The sequence below is a fragment of the Angustibacter sp. McL0619 genome, from assembly GCF_049994355.1.
Lineage (GTDB): Bacteria > Actinomycetota > Actinomycetes > Actinomycetales > Angustibacteraceae > Angustibacter.
Genome location: NZ_CP188257.1, coordinates 4,700,418 through 4,721,155, shown reverse-complemented (window position 1 = coordinate 4,721,155; position 20,738 = coordinate 4,700,418). Strand labels below are relative to the sequence as shown.

Annotated in this window: 17 protein-coding genes; 7 read left to right on the top strand and 10 right to left on the bottom strand. The window is 71.0% G+C overall.

Features of this window, described 5'->3' with window-relative positions; all coding sequences use genetic code 11:
• Positions 1-79: 79 nt before the first annotated feature.
• From ACPPVT_RS22205 to ACPPVT_RS22180, 6 genes are all read right to left on the bottom strand, one after another.
• Positions 80-1,273, bottom strand: a complete 1,194-nt coding sequence (locus ACPPVT_RS22205; RefSeq protein WP_426564181.1) for a cation:proton antiporter — start codon at positions 1,271-1,273, stop codon at positions 80-82.
• 129 nt (positions 1,274-1,402) lie between these two features.
• Positions 1,403-1,804: a hypothetical protein gene (locus ACPPVT_RS22200; RefSeq protein ID WP_426564179.1), complete on the bottom strand. Its 402-nt coding sequence runs from the start codon at positions 1,802-1,804 to the stop codon at positions 1,403-1,405.
• Positions 1,805-1,918: 114 nt separating this feature from the next.
• Positions 1,919-2,698 carry an FAD:protein FMN transferase gene (locus ACPPVT_RS22195; protein ID WP_426564177.1) on the bottom strand — a complete coding sequence of 260 codons (780 nt, stop codon included), beginning with the start codon at positions 2,696-2,698 and terminating at the stop codon, positions 1,919-1,921.
• On the bottom strand, positions 2,695-3,168 hold the full coding sequence (locus ACPPVT_RS22190; RefSeq protein ID WP_426564175.1) for an FMN-binding protein: 474 nt from the start codon (positions 3,166-3,168) through the stop codon (positions 2,695-2,697). The genes ACPPVT_RS22195 and ACPPVT_RS22190 overlap by 4 nt, the downstream gene beginning before the upstream one ends.
• Positions 3,165-4,556, bottom strand: a complete 1,392-nt coding sequence (locus tag ACPPVT_RS22185; RefSeq protein WP_426564174.1) for a ferredoxin reductase family protein — start codon at positions 4,554-4,556, stop codon at positions 3,165-3,167. Before ACPPVT_RS22185 ends, ACPPVT_RS22190 begins: the two co-directional genes overlap by 4 nt.
• Before the next feature lie 21 nt (positions 4,557-4,577).
• On the bottom strand, positions 4,578-5,777 hold the full coding sequence (locus ACPPVT_RS22180) for a S1C family serine protease (protein WP_426564172.1): 1,200 nt from the start codon (positions 5,775-5,777) through the stop codon (positions 4,578-4,580).
• Between the two features lie 196 nt (positions 5,778-5,973).
• Here ACPPVT_RS22180 and ACPPVT_RS22175 point away from each other — a divergent pair, with 196 nt between their 5' ends.
• The 3 genes from ACPPVT_RS22175 (at position 5,974) to ACPPVT_RS22165 (ending at position 10,574) form a co-directional block, all read left to right on the top strand.
• Positions 5,974-7,152, top strand: a complete 1,179-nt coding sequence (locus tag ACPPVT_RS22175; RefSeq protein ID WP_426564170.1) for a type III PLP-dependent enzyme — start codon at positions 5,974-5,976, stop codon at positions 7,150-7,152.
• Positions 7,149-8,402 carry an MFS transporter gene (locus ACPPVT_RS22170; protein WP_426564168.1) on the top strand — a complete coding sequence of 418 codons (1,254 nt, stop codon included), beginning with the start codon at positions 7,149-7,151 and terminating at the stop codon, positions 8,400-8,402. The genes ACPPVT_RS22175 and ACPPVT_RS22170 overlap by 4 nt, the downstream gene beginning before the upstream one ends.
• 144 nt (positions 8,403-8,546) lie before the next feature.
• Complete coding sequence (locus tag ACPPVT_RS22165; protein WP_426564166.1) at positions 8,547-10,574, top strand: GTP-binding protein; 2,028 nt, start codon at positions 8,547-8,549, stop codon at positions 10,572-10,574.
• Positions 10,575-10,671: 97 nt separating this feature from the next.
• Here the strand turns inward: ACPPVT_RS22165 and araA are convergent, their stop codons facing one another.
• The 4 genes from araA to ACPPVT_RS22145 form a co-directional block, all read right to left on the bottom strand.
• Positions 10,672-12,183, bottom strand: coding sequence for an L-arabinose isomerase (araA, locus tag ACPPVT_RS22160; protein ID WP_426564164.1), 1,512 nt, complete (start codon positions 12,181-12,183; stop codon positions 10,672-10,674).
• A gap of 1 nt (position 12,184) precedes the next feature.
• Complete coding sequence (locus ACPPVT_RS22155) at positions 12,185-12,910, bottom strand: L-ribulose-5-phosphate 4-epimerase (RefSeq protein WP_426564162.1); 726 nt, start codon at positions 12,908-12,910, stop codon at positions 12,185-12,187.
• Complete coding sequence (araB, locus tag ACPPVT_RS22150; RefSeq protein ID WP_426567238.1) at positions 12,907-14,661, bottom strand: ribulokinase; 1,755 nt, start codon at positions 14,659-14,661, stop codon at positions 12,907-12,909. Before araB ends, ACPPVT_RS22155 begins: the two co-directional genes overlap by 4 nt.
• Before the next feature lie 126 nt (positions 14,662-14,787).
• On the bottom strand, positions 14,788-15,801 hold the full coding sequence (locus tag ACPPVT_RS22145; RefSeq protein ID WP_426564160.1) for a LacI family DNA-binding transcriptional regulator: 1,014 nt from the start codon (positions 15,799-15,801) through the stop codon (positions 14,788-14,790).
• A 237-nt stretch (positions 15,802-16,038) separates the two neighbouring features.
• Between ACPPVT_RS22145 and ACPPVT_RS22140 the strand changes: the two genes are divergently transcribed.
• From ACPPVT_RS22140 to ACPPVT_RS22125, 4 genes are all read left to right on the top strand, one after another.
• Positions 16,039-17,022 carry a substrate-binding domain-containing protein gene (locus ACPPVT_RS22140; RefSeq protein ID WP_426564158.1) on the top strand — a complete coding sequence of 328 codons (984 nt, stop codon included), beginning with the start codon at positions 16,039-16,041 and terminating at the stop codon, positions 17,020-17,022.
• Positions 17,023-17,115: 93 nt separating this feature from the next.
• Positions 17,116-18,651 carry a sugar ABC transporter ATP-binding protein gene (locus ACPPVT_RS22135; RefSeq protein WP_426564156.1) on the top strand — a complete coding sequence of 512 codons (1,536 nt, stop codon included), beginning with the start codon at positions 17,116-17,118 and terminating at the stop codon, positions 18,649-18,651.
• Between the two features lie 8 nt (positions 18,652-18,659).
• The gene (locus tag ACPPVT_RS22130; protein WP_426567237.1) at positions 18,660-19,697 is read left to right on the top strand and encodes an ABC transporter permease; all 1,038 of its coding nucleotides are present in this window, start codon (positions 18,660-18,662) and stop codon (positions 19,695-19,697) included.
• A complete protein-coding gene (locus ACPPVT_RS22125) occupies positions 19,694-20,713 on the top strand; it encodes an ABC transporter permease subunit (RefSeq protein ID WP_426564154.1) in 1,020 nt (339 codons plus the stop codon). Before ACPPVT_RS22130 ends, ACPPVT_RS22125 begins: the two co-directional genes overlap by 4 nt.
• Positions 20,714-20,738: the final 25 nt, after the last annotated feature.

Here is a 20,738-nt window from a genome sequence, read left to right as displayed (position 1 = left end):
TTCCCCTTCCTAGGCCGGGCGAACTAGAGACCCCGCCGGCGAACGTGCAGTATCGCAGCCGAACACGCCAGCCCGTCGCTCAGTCGGGCTGCGCCGCGGTGGTCGGCAGCAAGTCCTCGGCAGGCACCCTCTTGTTCAGCGCGACGGCCAGACCCGGGAACACCACGACGGACAGCACGCCAGCACCGACCAGCGCAGCCGCGTTCTCCGGCAGCATCTCGCCGGTGCGCAGGCCGACCGCGGCCAGGGCGACCAGCAGCGGTAGCGCTGTCGCGGTCAGCAGCACCATCTGCCAACGCTGCACGATATGCAGGTCGCGCCGGTAGAGCACCAGCGACGGCAGCCCCCGCACCGCCAGCAGCAGGAAGAAGAAGCCCACCAGCCGCAACGGCGCGTCGGCGATCGACTGGAGGTTCAGGCTCATCCCCGACACCACGAAGAACACCGGGATGAAGAAGCCGTAGCCGATCGCATCGAGCTTGGACTCGAGCGAGTGGACGTCGCCGGGCGCCCACCGGCGCAGCACCACCCCGGCCAGGAACGCACCCAGCACCACGTCCAAACCGAACTTGCTGGCCACGACCAGCAACGCCAGCAGCAGGAAGAGAGTGAGCCGCAGGGTGATCTGGGACGTCTCGTGCTGCCCCTCAGTCGTGATCCGCGACAGGCGTCCGCCGCGGGCCAGCCGCGGCAGGTACGTCAACGCCAGCGCCACCAGCCCCATCGCGACCAGCGACAGCAGCCCCAAGAACTTGCCCTTGGCGCCCAGGAAGATCGCGATGCCCACGATCGGCAGGAACTCGCCGACCGCACCGGCAGGCATGATGAACTCGCGGAACCGCCCCGACAGCATCCCGTTGTCACGCAGGATGGGCAGCAGCGCACCGAACGCCGTGGTGGTCAGCCCGAGCGCCACGGGGACGAACGCATGCACGAGCCCGGACGCCGCCAGGGCCCCGGTCACCAGGACGGCGATGGCTGCGGTGACGAACCAGGCAACCACGGCCCGCCGCCCGCCTCGCTCCCGGAACAGCGCCATGTCCAGCTCGTAGCCGGCCAGCAGGAACAGGAACCCGAGTCCGACGTCGGACAGCAGCTCGACGCTGACCGGGTTGCCCCAGTCGAGCACGGACGGCCCGATGATGACGCCCCCCACGATGAGGACGACCACCTGGGGAACCTTCAACCGGCGCAGCGCGACGACGATGAACGGCGCCGCCGCGGTCACCCCGGAAACCACCAGGAGTGTCTGCAGCCCGATCTCCACGTCCATGGTCTGCCCCTTCGGACGTCAAGCCTCCATCATCGACATCCGAGGATCGGCCGCGCATCATCCACTCCAGGTGAAACCGCGTCACAGCCGGGCGAAACAGCCACCGGCACTCGAAGGCTCAGCGGCAGATCAGCTGAAGAACTCCTTGACGGCGCTGCACGCACGGTTGTCGGACGAGGTGCCCACCTTCCAACACAGCTCGCCGGCGAGGTTGGTGTCCTCGACCCAGATCAGCGGGCAGTTGTTGTTCACGCCGAGGCCACCCTCGCCGTCGTGACCGGCCTTGCACCGCACGTGGGTGCCGCCCTTGTTGCCGACTCGCCAGATGTCCACCACGACGATGCCCGAGTCACCCTGCGAGTCGTGCACGGAGACGCGGTTGGCCGCGTCGTCGAAGCTCGCGGTGCCGCGGACACTGCCGCCGGACGAGACCTGCCAGCTCTGGTCGCTCGCTGACGCGATGGACGGCGTGGCCACGACGAGCCCGACGCCAGCGACGAAGACCGCCGCCCCCTTGATGACCTTCTTCATGCGACGCACCTCCTGGTGCCGACCGCTCCCGGTGAACGGAGGGCGGCAAGGAGCGTAGGGGGACACATCGGGCAGCGCATCCCGAACCGGACGCCGATCGCCCGGAGGCGGAGCTCAGCTGTGCCAGACCGAACCGGACGGGTCGACCAGCACAGCGGCGTGGTCGGTGAGCGTCCACACCCATGCGGTGGCGTCCGGGCCGCGGACGAACGCGGCGGTGGCGTAGACGTCGGCCCAGGTGAGGCTGGCGCCGATCAGGGTCGCGGACAGCAGGCCGGCCGCTGGCCGACCCGTCGTCGGGTCGATGATGTGCTGCCCGCGGGCCGCCGTCCCGGACGTCGCCACCGCGCCTCGGCGCAACGGCAGAGTGAGCAGCACTGCGGCCGGGTCGCGCGGGTCCTGGATGCCGATCTGCCAGTCCGGGGTGTCCGTTCGCGTGCAGGCCACGACGACGTCGCCGCCTGCCGAGACCAGAGCGTCGTACCGGCCGAGCCCGGCCAGCCGCGCGAGCAGCTGGTCGAAGGCCCGCTCGACCGCCCAGCCTTTGACCAGGCCGGTCGGGTCGAAGGCCGGCTCGCCCTCCGCATCCGGCAGCCACGCGGAGAACGACCCGCCGGTGCGCCGGGCCGCGTCGTCGCAGAGTTCGGCCACCAGCTGCACCTCGGGGTGCGCCTCGAGGAGCCGCAGCTCGCCCGCACGGATCCGGGAGACCTCGCTGCGCGGGTCCCAGGTGCTGAACCGCCGGTCGGCTGCCTGCAGGTCGGCGAACAGTGACTCGACCGCGCCCGCGACCTGCCGGTCACGCGCTGCCGGGCCGCGCACGTGCACACTCACCGGCAGCCCCATCACCTGCTCGACGAAGGCCCGGCGCGGCTGCTCGACCTCACGGATCACAGGTTCGCCTTGTCGATAGCGGACTGCAGCGACTGGATGTAGCCGTCACTGGTCACGGTGGCCCCCGAGACGGCGTCGATGCTGCCGGTCTGGCCCTGCACCGCCTCGGAGTTCAGCTGCGGCACCGCGTAGGAGTTGATCTCCTGGTCGCGCCCGTTCCCCGTCGGGTACCGGACCGCCTCGGCAGCCGTGATCTTCCCGCCGTCAACGGTGATGGCGACCTGCACCACGCCCCACTGGGTATCGACCGCGTCGCCGGTGTACGTCGTCCCCGAACTGCTGGTCCCCGACCCGCTGGTCCCCGACCCGCTGGACGACGAACTGCCGCCTGCGGCCGTGCCGCCGGACGAGCCCACACCGGAGGCGATGCTGGTGCTCGGCGCGATCTGCGAGCTGGTGCTCGTGTGGTAGCTGAACAGCAGCACCAGGGCCGTCACGGTGCTCATCAACACGAAGACGATGCGTCTCACCAGCTGAACCTCTCGTCGTGGACGTTCCGCGCCGGGACACCGGCCTGCAGGGCGGCGGCCTTGGCCGCCTCCATCCAGCCGGTCGCGCCGCAGATGTAGACGTCGTGCTCGGCGATGTCCGGGACGAGCCGCACCAGCGCGTCGGCGTCCGAAAGGTGCCCCGCGTACTGCGGCAACCAGGACTCGCGGTCGCGGACCCGCTGCCCCAGCACCACGTGCACGGTGGCGCCGGACGCGCGGGCCAGCTGCTCGATCTCGGAGCGGAAGATCACGTCCTGCTCGGCCCGGGCCCGGTAGACCAGCGTGGTGTCACCCGGCTGTTGCGGCAGGTCCTCCAGCAGCGCCCGCAACGGGGTGATCCCGATGCCCCCGGCCAGCAGCGTCACCTTCGGGCGGGTGCGGACGCCGGAGTGCAGGCGCCCGTACGGGCCTTCGAACAGCACGCGGCAGCCGGGCCGCAGCCGGGCGACCGCGCGGCTGCCGTCACCGAGGTCCTTGACCGTGATCCGCAACGTGGTGCCCGTGGGCGCCGCGGACAGCGAGTACGGGTGCCCGCGCGTCCAGCCGGGCCCGGCCAGGAAGCGCCAGGTGAAGAACCGACCGGCGGCCACCGGCAGCCGGTGCAGGTCGCGGCCGGCCATCCACACCGAGACCACGCCCGGCCGTTCCTGCACCACGTGAGTGACCCGTAGGTCGTGCCGCAGCGTCCGGTAGACCGGCAGGCCGACCCGGTAGACGAGCACGGCACCCGCGGCGGCGATCCACAACGACCACCAGTAGAGCGTCGCGGCGCGGTGCGTCAGGAACTCCTGCCCGGTCCACAGCTGGTGCGGGAGCGCGAGCCCGGCACCGAGGTAGGCATACAGGTGCAGCAGGTGCCAGGACTCGTACCGCAGCCGGCGCCGTGCCTTGCGGACGCTGGTGACGGCGACCATGAGCAGCAGTCCGGTGGCGACCAACGCCAGCAGCATGCCCGGGTACTGCACGACGAGATCCCAGGCCTCGACCAGCACGTTCTTCGAGTCCAGCCCGGCGTACCCGATGGTGATCAGCAGGACGTGCGCGAGCATCAGGTTCAGTGAGGTGAACCCCACCAGCCGGTGCCGTCGGGCCAGCACGTCCTGGCCGTAGACCCGTTCCACCACAGGGATCCTGGCCATCAGCAGCACCTGGATCAGCAGCAGGTCGGCGGCGACCAGCCCGGTGAGCCGGCCCAGGCTGTTCAGTGCCGAGGTCCACCCCGTGAAGGCCCGCAGCTCGCCGTCCCCCACCCACAGCGCCACCACAACCAGGAGGCTGGTCCAGGTCAGCACGCCGATCGCGTCCCGCCACCCGGGCGAGGTGCGCACCCGCCCGACGGGACGCGTCACGACCGGCGGTGCAGTCATGGTGGCCATTGCAGTGTCCGATCAGGCGATCGGCGCTTGGCCGAGCGTGACCGTGGCGGACTCCTGCTGGCCATCGGCCGTCGTCCAGGTGAGCCGGACTCTGGCACCGGCCTGGTGCGCGGCGATCGCGGCGCGCAGCTCGCTCGCCGAACCCACCTGCTGACCGTCCACGCTCGTGATGGTGTCACCCTGCTGCAGGCCGGCGTCTGCGGCGGCGCTGCCGTCCAGCGTGTCGGCGACCGTAGCGGCGTCGCCGTCGTACAGGCCCACGCCGAGGTAGCCGGTGTAGCCGAGCTGGATGGCGCCGCTGTCGTCACCCGCCACGATGGCCCGTGCCGTTGACAGCACGGTGCTGATCGGGATCACGAAGCCCTGGACGTCCGCGGTACCGCTCGAGGCGGCGACGTTCATGCCGACGACCTTGCCGTCGGAGTCCACCAGCGCGCCACCGGAGTCGCCGGGGATCACGTCCGCGTTCACCTGGATCAGGTCCGAGAGCGCGTGCGGCGAGCCGTCCTCGCCCTGCACGGTGATGCTCTGGCCGGTGTCGGTGACCTGGCCCGGCGCTGCCGTCAGCGAGCCGCCGTCCCCGTTCGCGTCGCCCACCGCGGTCACCGAGTCGCCGACCCGGGCGGCGGTCGAGCTCAGCGCGACCGTGTCCAGACCGCTCGCGCCGACGAGCTTCAGCACGGCGACGTCCTTCTCGCCGTCCGCACCGACGAACTGCGCCCGGTACGTCTGCCCGGTCGAGACGACGGTGACCTGGATGGCCGTCGCGCCCTCGACCACGTGGTGGTTGGTCACCACGGTGCCGTCCGAGGACAGCACCATGCCGGTGCCTGCGGCCGTGCCGTCGCTCAGTTCGGAGGTGATCTCGACCATCCCGACCGACGCGGCGGCGGAGGCGTCAGAGGTGTCCGTCGTGGCGGTGCCCAGCTGTGACTGACCCAGCTGTGACTGACCCAGCTGTGACTGACCCAGCTGCGAGTCGCCCCACGACCAGTCGAACGGGGAGTCGGCCTGCCACGAGTCGGCCGCGGTGCTCACTGCTGCGCTCGCGGCCGGCGCGCCGGCGACTAGGCCGCCCACCGTTGTCAGGCCCAGTGCGAGCACCAGGGTCGCGGCGCTCAGCGGCCGGTTGCGGCGCGCCTTGCACCGGTGCGCCGGCGTCGGCCTGCGGGCGAGGAACGATGCGCCGGAGTGCTCTGGTGAGGTCTTCATGACCGGGCCTTTCTCGAAGAAGCGTGTCCCCAGTACTGTCCAGCCGCTTCCTGGGGAACTCCTGCGAGGCGGTTGGGAGCGGCCTACGGGTTTCCGCCGGTCCCGGCGCGGCGTATCAGGCGGCGCCGGACGTCGCTCCTTTCCTCTGCAAGGACATCCCCCGGCGTCTCGCCGCGCCCGCCCGCAGGAGGCGCTCATGTCCGCCCAGCCCGTCGACCTCGCGTCGCCGCTGTTGCCCGTCCAGCCCGTCACCTCGCGCCCGGTCGCGGCGCCGCAGGTACTCAGCCAGACCCCGGTTGTCCGGGTGGACACCGCGATCGTGCTCCGCCAGCTCGCCGCTCTGCGGCGGGCGCTGCCCGGCGTCCAGCTGCACTATGCGGTCAAGGCCAACCCGGCCCGCCCGGTGCTGCGTGCGCTGGCCCGGGCGGGCTGTCGCTGGGACGTCGCGAGCCGCGGCGAGATCGAGGCGGTGCTGCGCGCCGGTGGAGCGGCCGCGGACATGTCCTACGGGAACACGGTCAAGCGGGCGGCCGACATCGCCTACGCCCACGAGGTCGGCGTCCGCCGGTTCACCTTCGACTCGCCAGGCGAGCTGGCCAAGCTCACCGAGCACGCGCCGGGATCGCTGGCCATGGTGCGGATCACCACCTCCGGCCAGGGCGCGGGCTGGGCGCTCGGCGGCAAGTTCGGCTGCCCGCCGGACGTCGCTGCCGACCTGCTCGTGCAGGCCATCCGGTCCGGCCATCGCGTCGGCGTGGCGTTCCACGTTGGCAGTCAGCAGAGCGACCCGCTGGCCTGGACTGAGCCCGTGGCGGCCGCCGCCCGGCTGCGCGAGGTGGCACGGGCGCACGGCGCCGACCTTGCCGTCGTCGACCTCGGTGGTGGTCTGCCGGCCGCGATGCGCGAACCCACCGCATCGCTCGCGGTGTACGGCGCCGGGATCCGGCAGGCCGTCGCCCGCTTCCTCGGCCCCGACGTCCCCGAGCTGATGGCGGAGCCGGGACGGGCCATGGTCGCCGAGGCCGGCGTGCTCGAGACCGAGGTCCTGCTGGTCAGCGAGCGCGCCGGGTTGCGCTGGGTCTACCTGGACGCCGGCGTGTTCACCGGCCTGGTCGAGACGGTCGGCGAGGGCATCCGGTACCGGGTCGAGGCGGTCCGGGATGGCGCCCCGCTGGCCGGCCGGACGCAGCCGGCAGTGCTCGCCGGACCGACCTGCGACAGCCTCGACGTCCTCTACGTCGAGCACCCGTACCAGCTGCCGACGTCGCTGCAGCCGGGGGACCGGCTGCTGTTCCACTCGACCGGCGCGTACACCGCGACCTACTCGACCGTCGGGTTCAACGGGTTCGCGCCGCTGCGCGAGGTGTTCACGTGAGCGCCGAGCCGGTCCTCGCCGCACCCACCTCGCCGACAGCCGTCGAGGGGGAACCACCAGCTGCGCGCTTCACCGTCGTCCTGGCGTCCCGCCCCTTGCGCCGCCTGCTCATCGCACACGCGCTGGCCACCTGCGCCCAGGTGGTGCTGACCCTCGCCGTGGGGCTCGAGGTGCTGGAGCGCACGTCGTCGGGGATCTGGGTCGCGGTCGCCGTCTCCCTCGGCTTCGCGCCGTACGCCCTGTTCTCCGGCCTGGCCGGTGCGCTGGCCGGACGGCGTCCGGCACGTCAGGTGCTCGCCTGGTCCGCCGTCATCCGCTGTGTCGCAAGCATCCTGGTGCTCGGCGGTCTGCTGGCCGGCTCGCCGGTGCCGTTGCTGGTCGCCGTCTCGGCGCTCGCCGCGGTGTGCGCGACGCCGTCCTACCCGGCACTGGCCGCGGTGGCCCCGCAGTGCGTGCCGAGCGTGCAGCTTCCCGCCGCGAACGCGCTGGTGACCGCGGTCGAGAACCTCGCCTGGATGTGCAGCCCAGGGGTGCTCGGGCTCGTCCTCCTGATCGGCTGGCAGCCCCGGACCACGATCGCCGGAGCGGCCGCGGCCTTCGCGGTGGCCGCCGTCGTCGCAATGCGCGTGCCTCGTCTGGCGGCGTCCGGACGAGCCTCGACCGGCTGGGTCCGAGACGTGGTGGACGGGGCCCGTGACGTGTTCACCGGGCGTGGTCTGCGATGGCCCCTGGCGGTCGCGGTGGCCAACAACTTCCTCTACGGCTACCTGCTGGTCGGCATGCTGCTGGTCGGAGCCGCGGCGCCGGGGTGGCTGAACGCGGCGCTGACCGTGGGGGCGCTCGCGGCCCTCCTCGTCGTCAACCGGGTGGCGAACCGCAACCGGACCGACCGGTCCCTGATGTTGGTGCTGGGATGGTTCTGCCTGGCCGTCGTCGGGTTCGCCACGATCGGCTCGGCAGGCCCGGCCGTAGTGCTGCTCGCGCTGGCGGGGGCTGCGACGATGGTCATCGAGGTCGTCGCGGTGACTGCCCTGCAGCGCGCGGCCCGCCAGGACGCGGTGGCGCGGGTGTTCGGGGTCAGCGACCAGGTCAACGTCGGTGCCATCGCACTCGGGTCGTTCGCGGCCGGCCAGCTGTGCGAGTGGTGGCCGGCCCGTGGCGTGACCGTCGCGGTGGCGCTGTCGTGCCTGGCTCTCGGCGCGCTGGCCGCCTCCCGCATCCCCCGCGGCCGCGCCCCGTCGGTGGCCTAGCCAACGGAAATTGGCTGGCGCCGGGCCGCGGATCTGTGGTGCCCTCGTTGAGCACACGCCGCCACCGACCACCAGGAGTTCCAGTGCGAGCAGCTTTCACGCCCCGACCGGTTGTCACCACCAGTGGGATGGACGTGAAGGCTGTTGCGTACGTTGAATCTAGGGATCGTCGCGCATGTTGACGCTGGCAAGACCAGCCTGACAGAGCGGCTGCTCTACGAGGCGGGTGTCCTCGACGAGCCGGGCAGTGTCGATGCCGGCAGCACCCGAACCGACACGATGGAGCTCGAACGTCGGCGCGGCATCACGATCCGCGCTGCCGTCGCGTCCTTCGTCGTCCACGACCAGGGCGGCGACGTCACCGTCAACCTGATCGACACCCCGGGGCACTCGGACTTCATCGCTGAGGTCGAGCGCGCCCTCACCGTGCTGGACGGCGCGGTGCTCGTGGTATCGGCTGTTGAGGGTGTGCAGGCGCAGACCGTGGTCCTGTACCGGGCGCTGCACCGGCTGGGCATTCCCACCACGTTCTTCGTGAACAAGGTCGACCGGATGGGTGCCCGCCCGGCCCAGGTGGTCGACGACCTGCGCCGGCGGCTGGCACCACAAAGCGTTGCGCTGCAACGGGTCAACGGCGCCGGTACACCGGCCGCCCAGGTGGTGGCCGAGTCCTTGGACGGCCCGGCCGCCTACGAGTCGACGCTCGAGGTGGTCGCGGCGGTGGACGACGGGGTGCTGGAGGCCGCCACCGACGGGACGAGTCAGGTGCCGCATTCCATTCTGCAGCAACAGCTGCGCAGCCACGCGCGCCGAGGCACGCTGCACCCCGTGCTGTTCGGCTCGGCGATCACCGGGGCGGGCGTTCGCGAGCTCCTCGAGCTGCTCGCGACCCTGCTACCGGTGCACGACGCGGACGCCGAGGGCGCGGCGTCCGGGTCCGTCTTCAAGGTCGAGCGCGGCCCGGCAGCGGAGAAGCTGGTCTACCTCACGCTCGGCGCCGGCACCGTGCACGTGCGCGACCGGGTGGATCTGGGCCGCGGGGGGCCGGCGAAGGTGACGGCCCTGAAGGTGTTCGTCGACGGTGAGCTGGTCGACGTCGACGCCGTCGCGGCTGGCCAGATCGCAATGGTGCGAGGTTGGGAGACCGCCCGCATCGGCGACCGGATCGGCACCGACCCGGCGCCGCGCCGCGGCGTGCACGAGTTCGCCCGACCCTCGCTGGAGACCGTCGTCTCGGCGGTGGACCCGCGGCAACGTTCGCAGCTTCACCAGGGCCTGACCCAGCTGGCCGAGCAGGACCCGCTGATCGACGTCCGGCAGGACGACGCCCGCGGCCAGCTGTCCGTCTCGCTCTACGGGGAGGTGCAGAAGGAGGTCATCGCCGGCCTGCTGGAGTCCGAGTACGGCGTCGCGGTCTCCTTCACCCGTTCGACGCCGTTGTGCATCGAGCGTGTGGTTGGCACCGGTGCGGCGGTCGAGCTGATCGGCTGGGCGACGAACCCCTACCTGGCGGGCGTCGGACTGCGGGTCGAGCCGGCCCCGGTCGGCAGCGGCGTCCGGCTGGACCTGGAGGTCGAGCGCGGCTCCATGCCAGCGGCGTTCTTCGCCGCGGTCGAGGACTCCGCCGCGACCGCGCTGCTGCAAGGCCCGCACGGCTGGCAGGTCCCGGACTGCCGGCTGACCATGACGCACAGCGGATACTGGGGCCGGCACAGCATCGGCCACGCTGCGTTCACCAAGAGCATCTCCAGCACGGCAGCGGACTTCCGTTACCTGACGCCCCTGGTGCTGATGACCGCATTGCTCAGGGCGGGCACGCTGGTCTGCGAGCCGATGCACCGCTTCCAGCTGGAGGCTCCGGAGGCGGCCCAGCGCGCGGTCCTCACCGCGCTTCCCGCGTTCCGCGCCGTCCCGCTGGCCACCCGCGCATCGCGGACCGGACTGCTGATCGAGGGCATGCTGCCAGCCGGGCGGGTGCACGAGCTGTTCCAGCAGGTGCCGGACCTCACCCGCGGCGAGGGGTCCCTGACCACGGCGTTCGACTCGCATCAGCCGGTCGTCGGCCCGTCCCCCGAGCGACCGCGCACGGACGACGACCCGACCGACCCGGACCGCTACCTACGCGTGACGGCGCGGGCCAGCGGCCGCAGCTGGCCGATGGCGCGCACCTGAGGAGCCACCGGCGGTGAATGTCGACCGGCGAGGGCCACTACGCCGACATCCGAGGGCCACCGCTAGGACCCGGCGCGGCGTCATGGCTGCCTCTGGCTCAGATGCCGCCGGCCAGCCGGTAGTACGCCTGGTTCCAGCGCAGCTCGCGCGCGAAGCCGTGCAGCGTGGTCGAGTCGTCGATCACCAGCAGCTCGGTCCGGGCGATCTCGGCGAAGTCCCGCCACACCTCGATGCCGACCGCGGTCGTCATGACTGTGTGGTGGGCCCCGCCCGCGGCCAGCCAGCAGCCGGCAGCGGTGGCGAAGTTCGGCTCCGGCGTCCAGACCGCCCGCCCGACCGGGAGCTTGGGCAGGTCCGGAGCCTCGACGTTCTGCACCACGTTGGCGACCAGCCGGAACCGGTCGCGCATGTCGGACAGGGCGACCACCAGGGCCGGTCCCGGGTCCGCGGTGAACACCAGTCGCACCGGGTCGTCCCTGCCGCCGATGCCGAGCGGGTGGACCTCCAGCCTCGGCGTGGCGGTGGTCAGGGACGGGGACACCTCGAGCATGTGCGCGCCGAGAACCCGCTCGTGCCCCTCGACTAGGTCGTAGGTGTAGTCCTCCATCAGGCTCGCGCCGCCCGGCAGCCCGGCACCCATGACGTTCGCGACTCGGACCAGGATGGCCGTCTTCCAGTCGCCCTCGGCGCCGAAGCCGTAGCCCTCGGCCATCAGCCGTTGCACGGCCAGGCCGGGCAGCTGCCGCAGCGCGCCCAGATCCTCGAAGCTCGTGGTGAAGGCGCCGAACCCGCCGGTCTCGAGGAACGAGCGCAGGCCCAGCTCGATCGCCGCGCCGTCCCGCAGCGACTGGTGGCGGTCCCCGCTGGGCAGCAGCTCGGCGGCGACCTGGTAGCTGTCCACGTACTCCGACACCAGCGCATCGACGTCCGAGTCGGTCGCCGCGGCCACCGCGTCGGCGAGCTCGTTGACCCCCCAGGTGTTCACCTGGACGCCGAACCGCAGCTCGGCCTCGGTCTTGTCGCCCTCGGTGACCGCGACGAACCGCATGTTGTCGCCGAAGCGGGCCAGCTTGAGCGAGTGCGCGGCCGCCCAGCCGGCGGCCGCACGTTGCCAGTCCTCGACCTGGCCGAGCACCACGGTGCTGGACACGTGCCCGACGACCGTCTTGCGCGCGACCCCGAGCCGGGTCTGGATGTAGCCGAACTCCCGGTCCCCGTGCGCCGCCTGGTTGAGGTTCATGAAGTCGAAGTCGATCTCGGCCCAGGGCAGCTCGACGTTCGCCTGGGTGTGCAGGTGCAGCAACGGTTTGCGCAGCGCGTCCAGGCCACCGATCCACATCTTGGCCGGGCTGAACGTGTGCATCCAGGCGATCAGGCCGACGACCTCGTCCCGGGCGTTCGCCTCCAGCGCGAGCCGGCGGATGCCGTCCGGGTCGGTGAGCACGGGCTGCCAGACCACGCGCACCGGCAGGCCGTTCAGCCCCTGTGCGATCTGCTGTGACTGCTCGGCGACCTGTCGGAGCGTCTCCTCCCCGTACAACGTCTGGCTGCCCGTGACGAACCAGACCTCGTAGCCGTCCAGGGCGGTCTCGATGGGGGAAGGTGGCATGTCAGCTCTCTCGTTCGGCGGGACGGCGTTCGTCGGTGGCCTGGCCGTAGACGTTCTGGTAGCGGTCGTAGAGACGGTCGATCACGTCCTGCGGGATCGGCACCGGCTCACCGCCCTGCCGGGCGTAGTGCACGGTCCGCGCGACGTCCTCGGTCAGCACAGCGGCCTTGACGGCGTCCCGTGCGGTGATGCCGATGGTGAACGGCCCGTGGTTGCGCATCAGCACGGCCCGCGACCGGTGCCCCCGCAGCGTCTCGACGATGCCGCGCCCGATGGAGTCGTCCCCGATCACCGCGAACGGGCCGACCGGGATCGGCCCGCCGAACTCGTCGGCCATCCCGGTGATGACGCACGGGATCTCCTCGCCGCGGGCGGCCCAGGCGACCGCGAACGTCGAGTGGGTGTGCACGACGCCGCCGACCTCAGGCAGGTGCCGGTAGACGTACGCGTGCGCGGCCGTGTCGCTGGACGGCGAGCGCTCGCTGCCCGGCGTCCCGGGGACGACGGCCCCGTCCAGGTCGCACAGGATCATCCGGTCGGCCGAGAGCTCGTCGTAGGAGACCCCGGAGGGCTTGATCACGAACAGGTCGGCGCCCGGAACGCGGCCCGAGACGTTACCGCCCGTCCAGGCCACCAGCCCGTACCGGACCAGCTCCGCGTGCAACTGCGCGACGTCCTCCCGAACGGCCGCGACGGCTGCCTGCACCTCGGCGCCGAACCCGCTCACGGCGCACCTGCGGGGGCCGGCACGTCCTGCGCCGGCCGGCTGGCGAGAGCGTCCCGAGCCAGCGCGCGCAGCCGCTTCATCGCCTGGTTCCCGTTGCGCCCGAACCAGTCGTGCAGCTGCCGGTACTCGTCGTAGAGCCGGTCGTACACCGCTGCGTCGGCCTCGTTCGGCGTGTACGCCGCGAGGTTGACCGCACCCATCGCCGAGGCCGCGGCCCGCACCTCGGGATACGCGCCGGCCGCCACTGCGGCGTGGATCGCCGAGCCCAGCGCGGGACCCTGTTCGCTGGCGATGGTGGAGATCGGCAACCGCAGGACGTCGGCGTAGGTCTGCATGAGGTGGCGGTTCGTCAGCAGCCCGCCGGCGACGATGAACTCGGTGACCGGCACCCCGGCGGCAGCGAACGTCTCGACGATGACCCGGGTGCCGAACGCGGTGGCCTCGAGCAGCGCCCGGTAGCCCTGCTCGGGTCGGGTCGCCAGGGTCTGGCCGACCACGACGCCGGACAGGTCGTGGTCGACCAGCACCGACCGGTTTCCCGAGTGCCAGTCCAGTGCCACCAGCCCGTGCGCGCCCACCGGCTCGGAGTAGGCCAGGTCGGTCACGTACTCGTGCACGGACACCCCGGCGGCCGTCGCCTCCTTGGCGAAGCGGTCGGGCAGCTGGTTCTTCACGTACCAGGCGAAGATGTCCCCGACGCCGGACTGCCCGGCCTCGTACCCGTACAGGCCGGAGACGATGCCCCCGTCTACCACGCCGCACATGCCCGGCACATCGACCAGCTCGTCGTGGCTCATCACGTGGCAGGTCGAGGTGCCCATGATCGCCACCATCTGGCCCGGTCGGGTGGCCTGGGCGGCTGGCGCGGTCACGTGCGCGTCGACGTTGCCCACCGCGACGACGATGCCCTCCGGCAGCCCGGTCCAGGCGGCGGCGCGCGCGCTGAGCGTGCCGGCCGCGTCGGCGAGCTGCCCGATCTCGTGGTCGAGCTTGTCCGCCACGAACCCGGCGAAGGCGGGGTTCAGGGCCGCCAGGAAGTCCCGGTCGGGATACCGCCCGTCCTGGCGCATCCCCTTGTAGCCGGCGGTGCAGGCGTTGCGCACGTAGCGGTCGGTCAGCTGCCAGATGATCCAGTCCGCGGCCTCCACCCAGTGGTCCATGCGGTGGTAGAGCTCGTCGTCCTCCTCGAGCAACTGCAGGCCCTTGGCGAACTCCCACTCGCTGGAGATCAGCCCCCCGTAGCGGGCGATCCAGGTCTCGCCTCGAGCGTGCGCCAGCTCGTTGATGCGGTCGGCGTGCGGCTGGGCGGCGTGGTGCCTCCAGAGCTTGACGTACGCGTGCGGGCGGTCGGCGTACTGGGGCAGCTCGCACAACGGGGTGCCGTCGTCCAGCACGGGAAGCACCGTGCAGGCGGTGAAGTCGGTGCCCAGTCCGATGACCTGCGCCGGGTCGATGCCGGCGGCGCGGACGGCGGCCGGGACGGCGTGCTGGAGGACCTCGACGTAGTCGGCCGGAACCTGCAGGGCCCAGGCCGGGGCGAGCGCCACCGGCCGATCGGTCCGGGACGACGGCCCGGCGGTGAGGGCGACGTCCATCACCGCGTGCGGGTACTCGTGCACGGCCGAGCCGAGCTCTGCGCCGTCGCTGACCCGTACCACGACCGCCCGCCCGGAAAGGGTGCCGAAGTCGATGCCGATGGTGAACCGGTCGCTGACCTCGGGTTCGCCACCCTCCTCGGGCGCTTCTGCCAGGTCGCTCACGAGACTTCCTCCGGGCGGGTGGTCGGGGCCGAACGCGAACGCTCGGGCGCCGGCGAAGTGGACGTTACCGGTAACATCTGCTTCTCCGCCAGCCTGACCTGCGGATCGACCTGCCGATCAGGCTGGCGACTGGACCGCCGTGGCGGTCGACGATCTGGCGACGAGTCGAGGGGCTGCCCCTTCGTCCGGCGTCTCGTGGCCGAAGACCTGCGCCACGCAGCGGCGCGCCTCCGCCGTCACGTCGATGCTGACGGTGGTCAGCGGCGGGCTGTAGTAGGCGGCGTCCGGGTTGTCGTCGAACCCCACGACACTGAGCTGTCCGGGGACGTCCACCCCCCGCGCGCGCAGGCCGGCCATGAGTCCCAGGGCCATCTGGTCGTTGGCGACCACGACTGCGGTGGGTCCGTTCGGCGAGCGAACCGCCTCGACGACCTGCTCGGTCAGCCGATGCCCCGCCTCAGCCGACCAGTCGCCCACCCAGCTAGGCCCGGGTGCGAGGCCCTGGGCGGCGAGCGCGGCCTCGTAGCCGGAGCGGCGCGACAGCTCCTCCAACCAGTCGGCCGGACCGCCCAGCCTGCCGATGCGCCGGTGGCCGAGGCTGACCAGGTGGTCCACGACGAGCGAGGTGCCCTCGGCCTGTCGGTCGACCGGGCCGCCGTGCATGACCACCATGGGCGTGCCGGACGCGTGGTCCAGCAGGGCGTCTCGGGTCCGCGCATGGGGCGCCACCAGCACGATGCCGTCGACCCCCTGCCCGAGCACGTGCGAGAGCGCGGACTGCACGGACAACTCGTCCGTCGCGTCCGCGTACGCGGCGGCGATCCACCGCCCGGCGTCGCGCGCGGCGGCGGCCAGAGCCGCCACCGCCAGTGCGGGGCCGTACAGCGTGACGTCGGTCGCCACCACGCCGAGCGTGCGCGTGGTCGCGGTGCCGAGCGCGCGGGCGGCGTTGTTGGGCCGGTAGTCCAGCTCGATCATCGCCTCGAGCACCCGCGCTCGGGTCTCCTCACGCAGGCTCGTGGAGTTGTTCAGCACCCGCGAGACGGTCTGCGTCGAGACGCCGGCCAGCTGGGCGACGTCCCGGACGCCGATGCGCCCGCCGCGCCGGGGCGTGGGTTCCGAGGTGCTCATCGGTGCTCACAGTAGGGGCGGCCAATGGATGTGATCGCTAACCATTTGCCGCCTACCGTGCTGCGGCGGCTTGAGGAGCACGATTGTCCGGGGCACGTTATCGGAATGTTATCGATAACATGCTGGCCAATCTTGAAATGTTAGGGCTAACATCCGGCGCAGTGGGCTCACGGTAGGGCAATGGCGCCCACACCGAATCGGTCTTTCGAGGCCGGTCCCAAGTCGAGGAGGTCTGGCGTGAAGAAGAGGTTCCTTGCCGGTGTAGCCCTGATCGGCGCCCTTGCGCTGGTCACGACGGGCTGTGGTAACTCCTCCGACGATGCGGGAGGCGGTGGTGGCGGCGACAAGACGATCAAGGTCGGGTTCGCGCAGACCGGCTCGGAGTCGGGGTGGCGCAGCGCGAACACGGAGTCGATGAAGAAGGCGTTCACCAAGGACAAGGGCTTCGACCTGGTGTTCAACGCGGCCGACAACGACCCCGCCGCGCAGATCGCGGCGGTGCGCAGCTTCATCAGCCAGGGCGTCGACGCCATCGTCATCGCCCCGATCGTCAGCGACGGCTGGGACGACGTCCTCAACGAGGCCAAGACCGCCAAGATCCCGGTGGTCCTGGAGGACCGGACGACGTCGGCGCCGGACGAGTCCTTCGCCAGCTGGGTCGGCGACGACTTCAAGAAGGAAGGCGAGACCGCCGGCAAGTGGGCGGCCGAGCAGTACGGCAACAAGGCCACCAACATGGTGGTCCTCGAGGGGACCACCGGCTCCGCGCCGGCCAACGACCGGGCCGCGGGCTTCGGCGACGCGATCAAGGGCACCCAGATCAAGACCATCGCCTCCCAGACGGGTGACTTCACCCGCGACGGTGGCAAGAAGGTCATGGAGGGGTTCCTGCAGAAGTACGGAGTCAAGGGCATCAACCTGGTCTTCGCGCACAACGACGACATGGCTCTGGGGGCCATCGAGGCCATCGAGGCGGCGGGCGGCAAGCCCGGCACCGACATCCACATCGTCTCGATCGACGGTGTGCACGACGGCATGCAGGCCCTGGTCGACGGCAAGATCAACTACATCGTCGAGTGCAACCCGTTGCTCGGCGACCAGGCCGCCGACCTGGTGAAGAAGGTGCTGGCCGGCACGACGGTGGAGAAGAAGAACTTCGCGACCGACGGGTCCTTCACCCAGGAGCAGGCGAAGGCAGTCATCGACTCCCGTCCGTACTGATCCTCACGCAGCAACCAGATGACCGACTGCGCCGGAGCCGAGCGTTCCACCGGCTCCGGCGCAGTCGCCACCTCGAGAGGATCGGCCGAAGACATGTCAATGCTCAGCGAGACCGCGCCCGTGGTGGCGATGCGGGGCATCACGATCCGGTTCCCCGGCGTCCTGGCTCTGGACGGCGTCGACTTCACCCTGCGACCCGGCGAGGTGCACGCCCTCATGGGCGAGAACGGAGCCGGCAAGTCGACCCTGATCAAGGCGCTGACGGGCGTCTACTCGATCGACGCAGGCACGATCACCATCGCCGGCGAGCCGAGGGTCTTCGGCAGCACCGGGGACGCGCAGTCCGCCGGTATCTCCACCGTGTACCAAGAGGTCAACCTCTGCCCGAACCTCTCCGTCGGCGAGAACGTCATGCTGGGCCACGAGCCGCGAGGCGCCCGGGGCATCAGATGGACGAGGCTGCACGCCGAGGCGACCCGGCACCTCGGCAGCCTCGGGGTCCGGCTCGACACCAACCTGCTTCTCTCGAGCCATTCGATCGCCGTCCAGCAGCTCGTCGCGATCAGCCGGGCCATGGTCCTGGACGCACGCGTCCTGATCCTCGACGAGCCGACGTCGAGCCTGGACCGGGACGAGGTCGAGCGGCTCTTCGCGGTCGTCCGCGACCTGCGGGACAGAGGCGTCGCGATCCTGTTCGTCAGCCACTTCCTTGACCAGGTGTACGAGATCGCCGACACCATCACCGTGCTGCGCAACGGCCAGCTCGTCGGCGAGTACCGCGTCGAGGACCTGCCGCGCGGCCAGCTCGTGACCAAGATGGTGGGTCGGGAGATCGCCGAGCTCGAGGCCATCTCCGTCACCGCCGAGCGCGTCATCGACCGCAGCGGGGCACCGGTCCTGCGTGCGAAGGGCATCGCCCGTCGGGGAGTGCTCGGCGAGGCGGACCTCGACGTCTACGAGGGCGAGGTCGTCGGTATCGCCGGGCTGCTGGGCTCCGGACGCACCGAGCTGGTCCGTCTGCTGTATGGCGCGGACCGGGCCGACCAGGGGGTGGTCGAGATCAACGGCAGCCCCGTGAAGCTGTCCTCCCCACGGGTGGCGACGGAGCGGCGTATCGCGTTCTCGTCCGAGGACCGTCGCGCCGAGGGCATCGTCCCGGACCTCACGGTCGCGGAGAACATCGTCCTCGGCCTTCAGGCGCGCCGTGGCTGGCTGCGGCGGGTCCGGCGCAGCGAACAGGACGCCGTGGTCGCCGAGTTCATGTCCTCCCTGGGTGTGCGACCCGCCGACCCGGCGATGCTCGCCGGGAACTTGTCGGGCGGCAACCAGCAGAAGGTCGTCCTCGCGCGGTGGCTCGCGACCGCGCCGCGGCTGCTCATCCTGGACGAACCGACCCGCGGCGTCGACGTCGGCGCCAAGGCCGACATCCAGCGCAAGGTCGCCGAGCTCGCGGAGCAGGGGCTCGCCGTCATTTTCATATCCTCCGAGCTCGAGGAGGTGCTTCGATTGGCCCAACGCATCGTGGTGATGCGAGACCGACGCCAGATCGGTGTGCTCGACTCGCACTCCACCGACCTTGACGGACTCATCGACCTCATGGCGAACGACAGCCAAGGGAGCCTGGCGTGACGCGACTGATGAAGCATCGCCTGTTCTGGCCGGTCGTCTGCCTGCTGGCGCTGATCGCGCTGAACACGGCGGTGCGCCCGCGGTTCATCAAGGTGACGCTCCGCGACGGCGAGCTGTACGGCGCTCCCATCGACATCCTGCGCCAGAGCGCCCCGTTGATGCTCGTCGCCCTGGGGATGACCCTGGTCATCGCCACCCGCGGCATCGACCTGTCGGTCGGCGCGGTGATGGCGATCTCCGGTGCTGTGACCCTCACCATCATCGACGGGTCGGGCAGCTCGGGCAGCCTCGGCACCGTGCTGCTCGCGATGGCGGCCGGTGTCGGACTCTCCCTCCTGCTCGGGGTGTGGAACGGCTTCCTCGTCGCGGTCGCGAAGATCCAACCGATCATCGCGACCCTGGTGCTGATGCTGGCCGGTCGCGGAGTGGCGCTGCTGATCACCGGTGGCTTCATCACCACGGTCGTCAGCCCACCGCTGAAGTACTTTGCGAGCGGCTACCTGTTCTGGGTGCCGTTCGCGTTCATCATCGCGCTGGTCGCGATCATCGTGGTGGCGGTGGTCGAGCGGCGGACCGCGCTGGGGGTGCTCACCGAAGCCGTGGGCATCAACCCCGAGGCGAGCCGGCTGGCCGGCGTCCGCTCGCGCGGGATCATCTTCACCGCGTACGTAGCGAGCGCCGGGCTGGCCGGCGTCGCCGGCATCATCTACAGCTCGAACATCATGGCTGCGGACGCCAACGCAGCCGGCGAGCTCATCGAGCTGTACGCCATCCTGGCCGTGGTGCTGGGCGGGACCTCGCTGCTGGGCGGAAAGTTCAGCATCGCCGGCACCGTCATCGGCGTCCTCATCATCCAGACCCTGCAGTCCACGATCCTCTTCCTCGGCGTGCCGTCGGCGGAGGCGCCGGTGTTCTTCGCCGCCGTGGTGATCCTCGTCGTGCTCATCCAGGCGCCTCGCGTGCACCGGATGGCCAGCTCGCTGGTGCGACGGGGTCGGGCCCGAGAAGCCGACTCCCACGTCGAGAAGCAGAAGGTCGCGGCATGAGCAGCGTGACCGCTGACGGCAGGCGCCTCTCGTCGCTTCCCTCGGCATTCCGCGCGTTCCTGAGCCGGCGCTCGTCGCTGATGCCGACGTTCGCCGCGCTCACGATCTTCGTCCTGCTGCTGGTCGGCGCGCAGATCTACTTCGGCAACTTCATCACGCCGTTGAACATGTCGGCGCTGCTACTGGACAACGCGTTCCTGCTCGTCCTCGCGGTCGGCATGACGTTCGTCATCGTCACCGGCGGCATCGACCTGTCCGTGGGCTCGGTGCTCGCACTCACCGGGATCCTGTGCGCGAAGCTGCTCAGTGCGGGGGTCAGCCCGTTCGTGGTGGTTCCGCTCACGATCCTCGTCGGGGCCACCATCGGGCTGGTCATCGGCGTCCTCGTGCAGTTCTTCGACGTGCAGCCGTTCATCGCCTCGCTGGCCGGTCTGTTCCTGGCCCGCGGACTCGCGTACGTGGTGAGCCTGAAGTCGATCAGGGTCGAGCACTCCGGTGTGCTGTGGCTGGAGACCAAGCGCTTCGCAGTCGGCCAGTGGTACATCACGCCGACCGGGATCATCGCGCTGCTGGTCGTCCTGATCGGCGCCTTCGTCATGGTCGCCACCCGGTTCGGCCGGACCATCTACGCGGTGGGCGGCAACGAGCAGTCCGCCCGCCTGATGGGTCTGGAGGTGGCCCGCACCAAGGTGCTGGTGTACGTGATCAGCGGCGCGTGCGGCGGCCTGGCCGGGCTGGTGCTGACCGCCTACTCGGGCGCCGGATACCCCCGCAACGGGATCGGCACCGAGCTGGACGTCATCGCTGCGGTGGTGATCGGCGGCACCCTGCTGACCGGTGGGACGGGCTACGTCCTCGGCTCGATGATCGGGGTGTTCGTCTACGGCACCATCAAGACGGTGATCTCGTTCATGGGCGCCGAACAGGCCTGGACCCGGATCATCATCGGGCTGCTGTTGCTGCTGTTCATCGTCGTCCAACGGGTGATCGTCGTGCGGTCGGAGCGTCGACGATAGAGGTCGCCCGCGCGGACCATAATGG